General features: G+C 64.8%; 11 protein-coding genes and 1 riboswitch. Of the genes, 4 read left to right on the forward strand and 7 right to left on the reverse strand.

What is annotated here, in order from left to right:
- Positions 1 to 47: 47 nt before the first annotated feature.
- Complete coding sequence (glmS, locus tag VDP79_RS11750) at positions 48 to 1,880, reverse strand: glutamine--fructose-6-phosphate transaminase (isomerizing) (protein ID WP_323018385.1); 1,833 nt, start codon at positions 1,878 to 1,880, stop codon at positions 48 to 50.
- 186 nt (positions 1,881 to 2,066) lie between these two features.
- On the opposite strand from glmS, the gene VDP79_RS11755 reads away from it, so the two are divergent.
- The 3 genes from VDP79_RS11755 to VDP79_RS11765 all read left to right on the forward strand — a co-directional run bounded on the left by VDP79_RS11755 (position 2,067) and on the right by VDP79_RS11765 (position 5,815).
- Positions 2,067 to 2,552, forward strand: a complete 486-nt coding sequence (locus tag VDP79_RS11755) for an Lrp/AsnC family transcriptional regulator (RefSeq protein ID WP_323018386.1) — start codon at positions 2,067 to 2,069, stop codon at positions 2,550 to 2,552.
- A 255-nt stretch (positions 2,553 to 2,807) separates the two neighbouring features.
- The gene (locus VDP79_RS11760) at positions 2,808 to 4,451 is read left to right on the forward strand and encodes a DEAD/DEAH box helicase (protein ID WP_323018387.1); all 1,644 of its coding nucleotides are present in this window, start codon (positions 2,808 to 2,810) and stop codon (positions 4,449 to 4,451) included.
- Between the two features lie 182 nt (positions 4,452 to 4,633).
- Positions 4,634 to 5,815, forward strand: coding sequence for a class I SAM-dependent methyltransferase (locus VDP79_RS11765; protein WP_323018388.1), 1,182 nt, complete (start codon positions 4,634 to 4,636; stop codon positions 5,813 to 5,815).
- A gap of 8 nt (positions 5,816 to 5,823) precedes the next feature.
- Here VDP79_RS11765 and murI read toward each other — a convergent pair whose 3' ends face one another.
- The 3 genes from murI to VDP79_RS11780 form a co-directional block, all read right to left on the reverse strand.
- The gene (gene murI, locus VDP79_RS11770) at positions 5,824 to 6,642 is read right to left on the reverse strand and encodes a glutamate racemase (RefSeq protein ID WP_323018389.1); all 819 of its coding nucleotides are present in this window, start codon (positions 6,640 to 6,642) and stop codon (positions 5,824 to 5,826) included.
- Between the two features lie 6 nt (positions 6,643 to 6,648).
- Positions 6,649 to 7,722: a CCA tRNA nucleotidyltransferase gene (locus tag VDP79_RS11775; protein WP_323018390.1), complete on the reverse strand. Its 1,074-nt coding sequence runs from the start codon at positions 7,720 to 7,722 to the stop codon at positions 6,649 to 6,651.
- An 83-nt stretch (positions 7,723 to 7,805) separates the two neighbouring features.
- The gene (locus VDP79_RS11780; protein ID WP_416233129.1) at positions 7,806 to 9,887 is read right to left on the reverse strand and encodes a transglycosylase SLT domain-containing protein; all 2,082 of its coding nucleotides are present in this window, start codon (positions 9,885 to 9,887) and stop codon (positions 7,806 to 7,808) included.
- Between the two features lie 119 nt (positions 9,888 to 10,006).
- Here VDP79_RS11780 and VDP79_RS11785 point away from each other — a divergent pair, with 119 nt between their 5' ends.
- Positions 10,007 to 10,630 (forward strand): 5-formyltetrahydrofolate cyclo-ligase, encoded by a 624-nt coding sequence (locus tag VDP79_RS11785; protein WP_416233104.1) that lies wholly within the window; start codon positions 10,007 to 10,009, stop codon positions 10,628 to 10,630.
- On the opposite strand, the gene metF is transcribed toward VDP79_RS11785, so the two are convergent.
- The 3 genes from metF to ahcY form a co-directional block, all read right to left on the reverse strand.
- The gene (gene metF, locus VDP79_RS11790; protein ID WP_323018393.1) at positions 10,627 to 11,508 is read right to left on the reverse strand and encodes a methylenetetrahydrofolate reductase [NAD(P)H]; all 882 of its coding nucleotides are present in this window, start codon (positions 11,506 to 11,508) and stop codon (positions 10,627 to 10,629) included. The genes VDP79_RS11785 and metF overlap by 4 nt on opposite strands.
- A gap of 15 nt (positions 11,509 to 11,523) precedes the next feature.
- Positions 11,524 to 11,862, reverse strand: a complete 339-nt coding sequence (locus VDP79_RS11795) for a phage holin family protein (protein WP_323018944.1) — start codon at positions 11,860 to 11,862, stop codon at positions 11,524 to 11,526.
- 90 nt (positions 11,863 to 11,952) lie between these two features.
- Positions 11,953 to 13,359 (reverse strand): adenosylhomocysteinase, encoded by a 1,407-nt coding sequence (ahcY, locus tag VDP79_RS11800; RefSeq protein WP_323018394.1) that lies wholly within the window; start codon positions 13,357 to 13,359, stop codon positions 11,953 to 11,955.
- Between the two features lie 64 nt (positions 13,360 to 13,423).
- A riboswitch (S-adenosyl-L-homocysteine riboswitch) is annotated at positions 13,424 to 13,521 on the reverse strand.
- Between the last annotated feature and the right edge of the window lie 7 nt (positions 13,522 to 13,528).

The following is a 13,528-nucleotide window of genomic DNA, read 5'->3' on the forward strand; positions in this document are numbered from 1 at the left end:
CCACCCAGCCGAAGAAGCGGCGGCATGGCGCTCAGGCTGAGGCGTGCTTATTCCACCGTCACGCTCTTCGCCAGATTGCGCGGCTTGTCCACATCCGTCCCCCGTGCGCAGGCCGTGTGATACGCCAGCAGCTGCAGCGGCACGGTGTGCAGGATGGGCGACAGCTTGCCGTAGTGTTCGGGCATGCGGATGACGTGCATGCCTGCTGCGCCCACGATCTGCGAATCGGCATCGGCGAATACATAGAGTTCGCCGCCGCGCGCGCGCACTTCCTGCATATTGGATTTCAGTTTTTCCAGCAGTTCATCGTGCGGCGCGACCGTGACCACCGGCATGGCGTCCGTCACCAGGGCCAGCGGGCCGTGCTTCAGTTCTCCGGCGGGATAGGCCTCGGCGTGGATGTAGCTGATTTCCTTCAGTTTCAGCGCGCCTTCCAGTGCAATCGGATAGTGCATGCCACGCCCCAGGAACAAGGCATTTTCCTTGCTGGCAAAACGTTCAGCCCAGGCGATGATCTGCGGTTCCAAGGCCAACACGGCGGAAATGGCGGCCGGCAAGTGACGCAGGGATTTGACAGCCTGCTGCTCGGCAGCGTCGTCCAGGCGGCCATGGGCCTGCGCCAGCGTCAGCGTCAGCAGATACAGCGCTGTCAGCTGGGTGGTGAAGGCCTTGGTGGACGCGACGCCGATTTCCACCCCGGCGCGGGTGATGAAGGCCAGCTTGCATTCCCGCACCATGGCGCTGGTGGCCGCATTGCAAATGGTCAGGGTGTGTTCCATCCCCAGGCGGCGGGCGTGCTTCAGCGCGGCCAGCGTATCGGCGGTTTCGCCCGACTGTGAAATGGTCACGACCAGGGTGCGCGGGTCCGGCACGCTGGTGCGATAGCGGTATTCGCTGGCGATTTCGACGTTGACCGGAATGCCGGCGATGGATTCGATCCAGTATCGCGCCGTCAAACCCGCGTAATAGCTGGTGCCGCAGGCCAGAATCAGCACCCGGTCGACCGCTTTGAATACCCCGTGGGCGCCATCGCCGAACAGCTCGGGCATGATGGCATCGATCCCCTGCAGGGTATCGCCCACCGCGCGCGGCTGCTCGAAGATTTCCTTTTGCATGAAATGACGGTAAGGGCCCAGCTCGGCCTCTCCGGTGTGCACCTGGACGGTATGCACGGGCCGATCCACCGGCTGCCCTTGCGCATCGCTGATCCAGACGCGCGACAACTGCAGGTCCACCACGTCGCCGTCTTCCAGATACACGATCTGATCGGTCGTCCCCGCCAACGCCAAGGCATCCGACGCCAGGTAGTTGCCTTGTTCGCTGCAGCCCACGACCAGGGGCGAACCCTGACGGGCCCCGACCACACGGTGAGGTTCCTGAGCGCAGAAGACGGCGATGGCATAAGCGCCGTCCAACCGCCGCACCGCCTGTTGGACAGCAGCGAACAGATCGCCGTCGTACAGATGATCGACCAAGTGGGCAATCACTTCCGTATCAGTCTGGCTATGAAAGGTATAGCCCGCCGCCTGCAATTCCGCCCGTAGTGCGTCGTGATTTTCGATGATGCCGTTGTGTACCAGCGCAATACGTGGCGCTCCGTTTTCCGGGCCGGAGAAATGCGGGTGGGCATTATGCGTCAGGGGCGCTCCGTGCGTCGCCCAGCGGGTATGCGCAATGCCGGTCAGCCCTTGCACGTGATCCTGGGTCACCTGGGCTGCCAGTTCCGCCACCCGCTGGGTGCTGCGCACCCGTTGCAGGCTGGTGCCGGTATGCACGGCCACGCCGCACGAATCATAGCCGCGATATTCCAGCCGACGCAGGCCTTCCAGCAGGATGGGAACGATATTGTGACGCGCAACGGCGCCGACGATGCCACACATAAGGATGCTCCTGAATGCAGATCACGGGGCGACGCGAACCGGCCACGCTGGCTCGCTCCCGCCCCACTCAGCCGCTATTGTGTCCTGGCCACAAAGAAATTTGATTTCTATTTTCTATTAGATATGAATTAATATTTCATCACACCAGAGTAATGAAATATAATTTCATATCTCAGAGGATCTGTCATGACCGATGCCGCCGCCGCCCTCACGCTTGACGACCTGGATCGCCGCATCCTTGATCAGTTGCAGCAGGACTGTTCCTTAAGCAATCTGGATCTGGCGGCGCGTGTACACGCATCGCCCCCGACCTGCCTGCGCCGCATGCGCAAGCTGCTGCAATCCGGCTTGATCCTGCGCCAGGCCGCCCTGCTGGACCCAACACGCCTGGGAGCGCCGTTGACCGTCATCATCGAAGTCTCGCTGGATGCCCAGGCGGCTGCGCAGCTGGATGCCGTCGAGGCCGGCTTCATCAGCGAAGCCGCCATCCAGCAATGCTATCGCGTCAGCAGCGGCCCCGATTTCGTGCTGGTGGCTCAGGTGGCCGACATGGCCGCCTATCAGGATCTGGCGCTGCGCCGCCTGACGGGCGACGTCCGGATCCGCAACGTCCGCAGCTTTTTCGCCACAGCCCGCAGTAAATTCGATCCTTCGATCTCAATTCCTGGTTAAGGGTTACTACCTATGCTATAGTGCTGGATTGCTTGTTTTCTGACCTCCTGACCTTGGCTTGCGCCGGGTGTTCCAGCAGTTTGCGTTTCATCCCATAGGGATCGGCGCACGGAACACGATATCGATGCGCTATTTTGGGTTGACCCGGTCGGCACATGCGACTGATCTCTGTGGCAGACATCCACAGCAGCAACCCGACGGGGCCATCTCTGGCGCCCCGCAGCACATCGCCCGCCTTTGCGGGCCAAGGAACTCATGTCTTTCGACTCTCTGGGGCTCGGCCCTAAGCTCGTGTCCGCTCTTCAGGAACAGGGCATCGCTACCCCCACCTCCGTGCAGTCCGCCGCCATTCCCAAGGCGCTGGCCGGTCACGACCTGATGGTGTCTTCGCAAACCGGCAGCGGCAAGACCGCCGCCTTCATGCTCCCCTCGCTGCAACACCTCAGCCACCGCACCGGCCCCGGCGGGCGCGGCGTGCAGGTGCTGGTGCTGACGCCCACCCGTGAACTGGCCATGCAGGTGGCTGACGCCACCCGCGCCTATGGCAAACAACTGGACGGCCTGCGCGTGGCCACTGTGGTCGGCGGCATGCCCTACGGCGCCCAGATCAAATCCCTGTCCAAGCGCGTGGATGTGCTGGTCGCGACCCCAGGCCGCTTGATCGACCACCTGCAAGCCCGGCGTGTGAACCTGTCCACCGTGCAGACGCTGATCCTGGACGAAGCCGATCGCATGCTGGACATGGGCTTCATCGAGGACATCGAAACGATCGTCGGTGCGACGCCGAATGATCGCCAGACCCTGCTGTTTTCCGCCACGCTGGACGGCACGGTAGCCAAACTGGCCGCCAATCTGATGCACGAACCGCACCGCATCGAAATCACTTCCCCGCAGCAAAAGCACAGCAACATCACCCAGCATCTGCTGTACGCCGATGACCGGGCGCACAAACTGCGCCTGCTGGACCACCTGCTGCGTGATACCACGCTGGATCAAGCCATCGTATTCACGGCTACCAAGCGCGGCGCCGACGACCTGGCCGACCACCTGTCGGAAGAAGGCTTCGCCGCGGCCGCACTGCATGGCGACATGAACCAGCGCCAGCGCACCCGCACTCTGGGCCTGCTGCAAAACGGCCGAGTGCGCGTGCTGGTCGCCACCGACGTCGCCGCCCGCGGCATCGACGTGCAGACCATCACTCACGCAGTGAACTACGACCTGCCCATGCAGGCCGAAGACTACGTGCACCGTATCGGTCGCACGGGCCGCGCCGGCCGCGATGGCCAGGCCATCACCCTGGCCGTGACCGCCGAGCGCCACAAGATCCGCCGCATCGAACAATTCATCGGCCAGTCCATCCCCATGGAAACTATTCCGGGGCTGGAGCCGCGTCAGGCGGTCCGCCCGACCTGGAAGGATCGCCCGAACCAGAATCGACCGCGCAGCGGCAAGCCCGGCGGCGGCTATCAGGGCCGCAAGCCCTGGCAGCAGGACCGGGATGAGGCCTCCGCCGGCTCCAGCGGCCATGGCGCCCGCAAACCTTGGCAACCGCGTGGCGAGGCCACGACGGGCGAATCCAGCCACGGCGCTCGCAAGCCCTGGAGCAAGGATCGCGACACGACCGCCTACGCCGGCGCCGCCAAACCTTGGCACCGTGACCGTCCGCAAGCCGGCGATGATACGCGTCCCGCACGTCCGGCTCGCAGCCATGCGGCCCGCCCGTCGGACCGGAACGGATCTGATGCCTCCCCGGCAGCCCACTCCCGTCGCCCGGATGCTCGTGCCGACCACGCCAAACGCGGCCCGTACTCCGACAAGGCTGGCGCCAAGCCCGCGTTCAAACGTCAGGCCCGCCAGGACCAGGACAAGAAGCCCGCGCAGCGCCCGCGCTTCGCCTAAGTCCCGATAGCCCCCAAGGCACACGGTCCTAGCAGGACCGTCGCCCGCCCGCCCCGAGCACTTGCATAGAGTCCTCGGGGCGATTTATTTGAAAAGCATCCATCCACGCACCCGAAAACCGACCTGGCTCTCCGGATTGACGCCCTGCGCAAACCCCACATCCTGCTGCTATGCTTCGCCCCATGACTGAACTGCCTACCGTCCAAATTCCCGCCAACCTGCCCGAACCCGATGCCGTGGCCCGTCGCCATAGCGCGCAGGTGCAGACCATGCTCAGCGAAAAAATCCGTGCGGCAGGCGGTTGGCTGCCCTTTGACGCCTGGATGCAGGCTGCCTTGTACGAACCCGGCCTGGGCTACTACAGCGCCGGCAGCGCCAAGTTCCACCAGGACGGGGATTTCACCACGGCGCCGGAAACCAGCCCTCTGTTCGGCCAGGCCTTGGCCCCTCAGGTCGCGCAAATCCTGACCGCCAGCGACAGCCGCACCGTACTGGAATTCGGCGCGGGGTCCGGCGCTCTGGCCGCCGCCCTGATGCCAGCCCTGCAGGCACAGGGCATCACGGTCGACTACAGGATTCTGGAGGTCTCCGCCGATCTACGCGCCAGACAGCAGGCGCGGCTGGCGCCTTGGGGGGATCAGGTGCAGTGGCTGGACACCTTGCCAGCCGCCTTCGATGGCTGCGTGCTGGCCAACGAAGTGCTGGACGCCATGCCGGCGACTCTGTTTCGTTGGAATGATCACGGCAGCCTGGACGTGCTGGGCGTCGCGCATGATCCAGACCCGCAGGCCATCGTCCCGTTCACCTGGACGGCGCACGCGGCAACCCCGGACACGGCGGCCCTGATCGCCGCCCGCATGCCGCCGCTGCCCGGCTATCGATCAGAAATCAATCTGCAGGCCGAGGCCTGGATCCGCGATCTGGGACGCTGGTTGCACTGCGGGGCCGCACTGCTGATCGATTACGGCTTTCCCCAGGCCGAGTACTACCATCCGCAGCGGCTGCACGGCACCCTGATGTGTCATTTCCGCCATCACGCACACGACCAGGCCCTGATCCTGCCCGGCCTGCAGGACATCACCGCCCATGTGGATTTCACCGCCATGGCCGATGCCGCGCTGGACGGCGGCCTGGACGTGCTGGGCTACACGTCGCAAGCGCGGTTCCTGATGAATGCCGGATTGATGGACCTGATCCATGCCCCCGGTGAACACGCCGCAGAACGGGCGCAGCAGATGACAGCATTAAACACCCTGCTATCGGAAGCCGAAATGGGAGAGCTGTTCAAAGTGCTGGCCGTCGGGCGCGGCGTGGACGGCCCGCTGCTGGGCTTCACGCGCGGCGACCGCCGGGATCGGCTGTAGGCTGGCGGCTAGTCCGCCACCGCCAACCCGAAACTATTCATCAGCCGCCGCGTGGCAAAATCCGGCTCGCCCCCGGTCAACACTGCGCTATCGGCCGCATCGGGATGCAAGGCATGGTCCGCCAGGGGCAGCAGGCTGCGGGCATGGCGGGCAATGGCCTCGGCCGGATCCAGCCAATCCACCGGCCAAGGGGCCAGGCGCCGGAACACATTGCTCAAAAAAGGATAATGCGTGCAGCCCAGCACGACGATGTCGGTGCGGGCGGCGCCGTCTTCCACAAAACATGCGGCGATTTCCGTCCGGATATCCTCGTCCGGCACGGGCAGCCCCCGGATATAGGCCTCGGCCATCTGCGCCAGGCGCGCCGAGCCCACCAGGCGGACCTGGCATCGGGAGGCAAACGACTGGATCAGCCGCCGGGTATAGTCGCGCTGCACGGTGCCCGGCGTAGCCAGCACCGAGACCAGCCCTGAACGGGTGCGCTCCGCCGCCGGCTTGATGGCCGGCACTGTGCCGACAAACACCGTATCCGGGTAAACAGTCCGCAAAGCGGCGCCTGCCACGGTAAACGCGGTATTGCAAGCCACCACGCACAGCGCAGGCTGGTAAGCCCGCAGCAGCTTGCCAAACAGCATCACGATATGATCCCGCAGCACGTCCTCTGCCCATCCGCCATAGGGGAATCCGGCATCATCGGCCACATAGACGAAACGCCGCTCGGGAATCAGCACGCGCGCCTCGCGCAGCACTGTCAGGCCGCCGATGCCGGAATCGAACACCAGCACGGGTTGATCCGCACCCGCAGGCAAAAGGGATGGTTCGGGCATGGCGGCTCAGCTCAGTGCGGATAAGGCCTGCAACCGCGCCGTGCGCAGATCATCGCGGATCCGCGCCACGTCTCCGCCGGCAGCACGCGCGATGGCGCCGGCATCTACCGCTCGGACGGATGCCAGACGGCGCATCCACAAGCCATGATCGATGCCTTCCACGACGCAGGCGGCTGCAGCCAGCAGCTCCAGACACCGGTCCGGGCGGCGCAGCGCATCACAGGATTCCAGCACATCCAGACAGGCGGCCGGATCGTCCGCCAGCCCGGCCAAGCGATCCAGCATGCCCGGCAGCAGGCGGGCCAGATCCCGGCAGGCCGATGGCGCCCGCAGCGTGTCCTGCAGTCCTGGCGCCGAGGCGCGGCACAACAAGGCGTACCGCTGGGAAAGCGACAAACCCCGGGCTGCGCTGCACGTCAGACCGGCGGCGACGTCGGCATTCCACACCAGACCCGGGGCCACACGCGCCAAGGCATCACAGGCCGCCAGCACGTCCAGCATCCGCCAGGGATGAGCCGTCATCAGGCCCTTGGCGAATTCCTGCCAGACACGTTCCGGCACCAGGGCATCGACCTCGCCATCGCGCACCAGCGCACGGCATAGATCCAGCGTTTCCGGCGCAATGGCAAAGCCGTGGAACCGCGCGGCAAAGCGGGCCAGGCGCAGCAGCCGGACAGGGTCCTCGACAAAGGCCGGCCCTACATGGCGCAAGACACGCGCCTGTACGTCGGCTACGCCCCCCAGGGGGTCGATCAAGGCGCCATCCGGCGCCCGGGCGATGGCATTGACTGTCAGATCGCGGCGACGCAGATCGTCTTCCAGGGTGACATCCTGTCCCGCATGGAAGACGAAGCCGTGATACCCCCGCCCCGACTTCCGCTCGGTGCGGGCCAGGGCGTATTCCTCATGCGTCTGCGGGTGCAGAAAAACAGGGAAATCCCCGCCGACCGGGGTAAAGCCCCGTGCCGCCATGATTTCAGGGGTGGCGCCCACCACCACCCAGTCGCGATCCCCGGCGGGCAGGCCCAGCAGCGCATCGCGCACCGCACCGCCCACGATGTAGACATCCAAGCCTTTCAAGGCTGGGTCCGCAGCAAGGTCTCGTCCCGTGGCGTCCCGGCGTGCTGTCTGGCCAGCCTCATCCGCTGCGCCTTCGGTTGATCTCACGGCTGCGCCGTCCGCGTGCCGTCCAGAGGGCTGACCGTGCCCAGCCGCGCCTTCAGGGAATCCGGCTGACCGGAAAACAGCATGGCATACCAGACGGTATTGGACATGACGTTTTTCACGTACAGGCGCGTTTCGGTAAAGGGGATGGTCTCGGCGAAAATCGCGCCTTCGACAGGGGCCTGCAACAGGGAACGCCAGCGCTTCGGCCGGCCAGGACCCGCGTTGTAGCCGGCAGTGGCCAGCAACTGCGATCCATCCAGCCCCTGCAGCACCATATTCATGTAGCTGGTGCCCAGGACCGTATTGGTATCGAAATCATTGACCTGACTGAGCGTGAAATCCTTCAGTCCGATCTTGCGCGCCACATATTTGGCGGTCGATGGCATCAGCTGCATCAGTCCCGACGCGCCGACCCAGGATTTTGCATCCGTGATGAAACGTGATTCCTGGCGGATCAGGCCATAGACCCAGGCCGGATCCAGATCGATCTGACGCGCCTTTTCTGCTACCCGCCCCTCGAAGGGCGCGATGAAACGCTGGCTGAAATCCACCACCTGCCGGGTCTGCAAGGACGTATTCACCACCCGGTCGTAGATATGCTCGGAAAGCGCGAATTCCGCCGCGCCGCGCAATTGCGCGTCGCTCATGCCGCGCAGGGCGAAATTCCATTCGGGTACGGCTTCACGACGCCAGCCCAGATCAAACAGGGCCACCGCACGCCTTAGGCCGGGGTTGGCGCCGGCCTGAGCCGTCCAGGCGGGATCCAGCGGCGCCGGAGTGGCGGGCAAGCGCGGCTTGCCGCCCAGCTCTTCGGCAGCCAGCTGCCCATAAAACCCCAGATCGTTCTCGATCGACTGGAAATACTGGCGGGCGGCGGACGCATTGCCCTGGGCGGCCAGCGCCCGGCCATACCAATAGCGCCAGACCGGCTCGTCGGCCTGTGGACCCGACATCTTGCGGATCGTCGCCGCCACCCGATCCCACTGTATGGGAGAGGCCCGCAATTCGGCGCGGACTTCCCAGGCATGGTTGTAATCGGTCATGGACACAAAGCCGGATTGACGATACCAGCGGGCGGCATCGGCATCCACATTCAGAGCGGCGACCAGGCCGAACTGCCCCCAGACCCATTGCAGATCGGCCTTGGGCATGACCGCTGCCCACTGCGCCTGGATATACTGCGCGGCCTCGGCCCTATCGTCGCTGCGCGCCAACCGGGACAAGGCGATGGCCGTCAGTTCGAAATCCGTGGTCGAGCGGGGCTTGGCGCGGGCCGCCAGCCATTTACGCGGATCTTTCATCAAGGCGGCGAACTGCACCATGGCGGCATCATCGAACGCCACCGAGGCCAGGCGGTTGATATCGGCTGCCTTGCCGCTTTCCATCGTATCGCGCAGCAGGCCGTTCCATTCTTTACGGCTAAGCACATGATCGGCCGCCGCCTGGTCCAGCAGTTCCCAGCAGTCCGCATTCGGCTTGAATACATCGAGCACTTCGGACGCACGGGCATGCTTGCCTGTCATATGCCGCGCCAGCAGCAAGGCGCACTGCACGGAGGACGAGGGATCGGCCGCCGGTGCAATCCGCATGGCGCCGGCATAATCGCCCGCGCGGACCGACGCCAGGATCCAGTCGCTGCGGATACGTTCGTTCAGGTAGGTGGCGGGATTATCTTTCAGGAACCGTTGCACGTCGGCCTCCGGCACCGGAGTCGTGCGATCCTGCAAGCGGCGCTGCAAGGCCCAGTAGCGGGGATACTGACCCAGCACCGGATCTGCTGCGGCCAGCGGCACCAGGCGATCCAGATCCGCCCAGCGGCGCTTTTTCACCGCATCATAGGCATCCTGGACCGCCTGCCGGGCAGCCGGCGGCACTGCCGGGGCCACATAGGCGCGCACTACCGGCGCCGCCGGGGAAGCCGCCGCATCAGGCGCCGCGTTCTGCGCGGCATCCGTACCGCCGCTTGCCGCGATCGCTGTCTGAGGGGCCTCGCCCGCCTGAACCTCGGCAGCTGTCGGGGCCTGCGCGGACGCACAGCCGCTTAGGCCCAGCACCGCCGCCAAGCCCCAGGCCAGCATGCGTCCGTGCACAACTGGCCGTTCAGACGAACCGGCGGCATGCCCGACCCGGTCAAAGCCTTCCGGATCCCTTAGAATGTCCACGCACATCACGCCACCTCACAGCCACTGCTTGCCTTATGAATCAGAACGCACAGGATAACGCAGTCCCCTTGCGGACGCGACTGAAACAACGCCGCGCGGCCCTGCCCGCATCCGAACGCGACCGGGGCGCCTTGCTGATCCGCGGCCGCCTCTATACCTGGCTGGCTGGCCGACGCACCGCGCTGCGCGACGCCGGCGGCGCCGACATCCGCCACATCGCCGCCTTCTGGTCCATGGCTGACGAGCCCGCCTTACAGGCGCTGCTGCGCCAGTGGGCCGAAGACGCGTCACTGACGGTATCTCTGCCCGTGGTCACAGGCCCTGATCAGCCGCTGTCGTTTCGTCTGTGGACGCCGGATGCCCCGATGCGCGCCGGCGCCTACGGCATCCAGGAACCCGAGGGCCCAGACGCCCCTGCGCCGGACCTGATCCTGGTGCCGACGCTGGGCTTCACGCGCCAGGGTGATCGTCTGGGCTACGGCGGCGGTTATTACGACCGCACACTGGCAGCGCTGCAGGCATCCGGACACCCTCTGACGGCCATCGGCATCGCCTGGGCCTGCGGGGATCTCAGCGGCGAACCCTACACGCCCGCGCCGCACGATGTGCGGCTGGACGCCATCCTGACCGACAAGGGCTGGGCAGTTCCTGCCCCTTAAGCCCCGACTGCTGAACGCTGAGCCCCCGCCAGGCCCAGGTTGTCGCAAATCTGCACCACGGCATCTGCGTGATTCAGAGTGTAGAAATGCACCCCTGGAGCGCCGTTTTCCAGCAGGCGGGCGGTCAAGCGCGTCACGACATCAATGCCAAACGCCCGGATCGACGCCTTGTCATCGCCGAAATCCTGCAGGCGCAAGCGCATCCAGCGCGGGATTTCCGCCCCGCACATGGATGAAAACCGCGCCAGCTGGGTGTAATTCGTCACCGGCATGATGCCCGGCGTGATGGGGATGTCGATCCCGTGAGCGCGCACCTGATCGACAAAGTCGAAATACGCGTCCGGATTGAAGAAATACTGCGTGATGGCGCTATCGGCGCCAGCATGCACCTTGTTGACGAAATGCAGCAGATCCTGCCGTGCGCTTTCCGCCTGAGGGTGCATTTCCGGATAGGCAGCGACTTCGATGTGAAACGCGTCGCCATACTGTTCGCGCACGAAACGCACCAGTTCACTGGCGTAATGCAGGTCGCCCGTATCGCCCCCCATGCCCGACGGCATATCGCCGCGCAGGGCGACCAAGCGGCGAATCCCCCGAGCCAGATAGTCGTCCAGAATGGCGCGCAGATCCTCGCGCGTCGCCCCGATGCAGGACAGGTGGGGAGCGACATCGGTCCCCAGATTGCGCAGCATCTGCACGGTATCGACCGTACCGGTGCGCGTCGAGCCGCCGGCGCCGAACGTCACGCTGACATACGCCGGATTCAACGCCGCCAAGCGTTTGGCGGACCGCACCAGCCGTTCCTGGGCGGCAATGTCGCGAGGGGGAAAGTATTCCAGACTGAGGGCAGGCGCCCCCGGCTGCGCAAGATTTGACATGATTCCCTGAGATCCTTATTGCAACAGAAGGCTGGCCAACGCACCGGACACCAGGCTATAGACAATGGCGCCGATGACGGCCCACCAGAAACCATCCACCTGAAAGCCCTTCAGGATCGATCCCGCCCACCAGAACACCAAGGCATTGAGCACCAGCAGAAACAAGCCCAGCGTGACAAAGGTCAGCGGCAAGGTCAGCAGGATCAGCAAGGGTTTGACGACCGTGTTCAGCAGGCCCAGCACCAGGGCGGCGATCAGCGCCGAACCAAAAGAAGCCACCGTGATACCGGGCAGCAGATAGGCGACCACCAGCAGGGCAACCGCATTCAAGATCCAGACGAGCAACAGCATGATGGCACTCCTTCAGTCATACATGAGGGGCTGCGCATCCAGCCATGCCCCTTGACGGGCGCACAGCCGGATCCGCCTTTGCGCAGGCAGCGATCAATAGCGGTAATGACCGGGCTTGAACGGGCCGGCGACCGGCACGCCGATGTAGTCGGCCTGTTTTTGCGACAGCGTCGTCAATTGCACGCCCAACTTTTTCAGGTGCAGGCGGGCGACCTTTTCGTCCAGGTGCTTGGGCAACACATAGACCTGGCCGGTCTTGTAGTGGTCGCCGCGCGTGAACAGTTCGATCTGCGCAATGGTCTGATTGGTGAAGGAGGCCGACATCACGAAAGACGGGTGACCCGTGGCGCAGCCCAGATTGACCAGGCGGCCCTTGGCCAGCAGGATGATGCGCTTGCCGTCGGGGAAGATGATGTGATCGACCTGGGGCTTGATTTCTTCCCATTGCAGGTCTTCAACCGAGGCCACATTGATTTCGCTGTCAAAGTGCCCGATGTTGCAGACGATGGCCTGGTCCTTCATGCGATACAGGTGCTCACGATCAATGACGTGGTAGTTGCCGGTGGCCGTCACGAACATATCGGCCTGTTCCACGACGTCCGCATCGTTCAGATCCACGACCCGGTAACCTTCCATGGACGCCTGCAGGGCGCAGATGGGATCGACTTCCGTCACCCAGACCTGGGCGCGCAATGCGGCCAGCGCCTGGGCGCAGCCCTTGCCCACGTCGCCAAAGCCGCAGACGATGGCGATCTTGCCTGCGATCATGACGTCGGTGGCGCGCTTGATGCCGTCCACCAGCGATTCGCGGCAGCCGTACAGATTATCGAATTTCGACTTCGTCACCGAGTCGTTGACGTTGATGGCCGGGATCTTCAGTTCGCCGCGCTGCGACATCTGATACAGGCGGTGCACGCCCGTGGTGGTTTCCTCAGTCACGCCCTGGATCTGCGCCAGACGGGTGGAATACCAGGTGGAGTCCTTGGCCAGCTGCGCCTTGATGGCGGCAAACAGGACACGTTCTTCTTCGTTATCGGGCTTGGCGATGACGGAGGCGTCGGTTTCCGCGCGCGCGCCCAGATGCAGCAGCAGCGTGGCGTCGCCGCCATCGTCCAGGATCATGTTGGCCTGCTCGCCGGGCCATTCGAAGATGCGATGCGTGTACTGCCAGTAGTCTTCCAGGGATTCGCCCTTGACGGCGAACACCGGCGTGCCGCCCGCGGCAATCGCAGCGGCGGCATGGTCCTGGGTGGAAAAGATGTTGCACGAGGCCCAGCGGACTTCCGCCCCCAGCGCCTTCAAGGTTTCGATCAGCACCGCCGTCTGGATGGTCATGTGCAGGCTGCCGGCGATACGGGCGCCCTTCAGGGGCTGGGATGCGGCGAATTCTTCGCGCGTGGCCATCAGGCCCGGCATCTCGGTTTCAGCAATGGAAAGTTCGCGGCGGCCCCAGTCAGCCAGGGCGATATCGGCGATGACGTAGTCGTGTGCAGTGCTCATGGGTATCCCTGTAGAGCCTGCGCAGCGGGAGGGAACGGTGCCGCCCACCCCTGCCCGCGCAGGGCAACGATGGGCGCCGTTCATAAAGAAGGTTCCTGAGCCTGGCGGCCTGCTGAGTCGGCCTGACAGGCCGGCAGGGCCGGTGCAGCGCCCCTCAGGAAAGGGGCTC

The sequence above is a fragment of the Castellaniella sp. genome (assembly GCF_034675905.1).
Taxonomy (GTDB): Bacteria; Pseudomonadota; Gammaproteobacteria; order Burkholderiales; family Burkholderiaceae_B; genus Castellaniella.

Excerpts from the sequence above, each read along its gene's own strand:
- VDP79_RS11780 (WP_416233129.1), bottom strand. The coding sequence starts at position 9,887 with ATGCTGGCCTGGGGCTTGGCGGCGGTGCTGGGCCTAAGCGGCTGTGCG.
- metF (WP_323018393.1), bottom strand. The coding sequence starts at position 11,508 with ATGTCAAATCTTGCGCAGCCGGGGGCGCCTGCCCTCAGTCTGGAATAC.
- VDP79_RS11765 (WP_323018388.1), top strand. The coding sequence starts at position 4,634 with ATGACTGAACTGCCTACCGTCCAAATTCCCGCCAACCTGCCCGAACCC.
- glmS (WP_323018385.1), bottom strand. The coding sequence starts at position 1,880 with ATGTGTGGCATCGTCGGCGCCGTTGCGCGTCACAATATCGTTCCCATC.
- ahcY (WP_323018394.1), bottom strand. The coding sequence starts at position 13,359 with ATGAGCACTGCACACGACTACGTCATCGCCGATATCGCCCTGGCTGAC.
- VDP79_RS11755 (WP_323018386.1), top strand. The coding sequence starts at position 2,067 with ATGACCGATGCCGCCGCCGCCCTCACGCTTGACGACCTGGATCGCCGC.
- murI (WP_323018389.1), bottom strand. The coding sequence starts at position 6,642 with ATGCCCGAACCATCCCTTTTGCCTGCGGGTGCGGATCAACCCGTGCTG.
- VDP79_RS11785 (WP_416233104.1), top strand. The coding sequence starts at position 10,007 with ATGAATCAGAACGCACAGGATAACGCAGTCCCCTTGCGGACGCGACTG.
- VDP79_RS11760 (WP_323018387.1), top strand. The coding sequence starts at position 2,808 with ATGTCTTTCGACTCTCTGGGGCTCGGCCCTAAGCTCGTGTCCGCTCTT.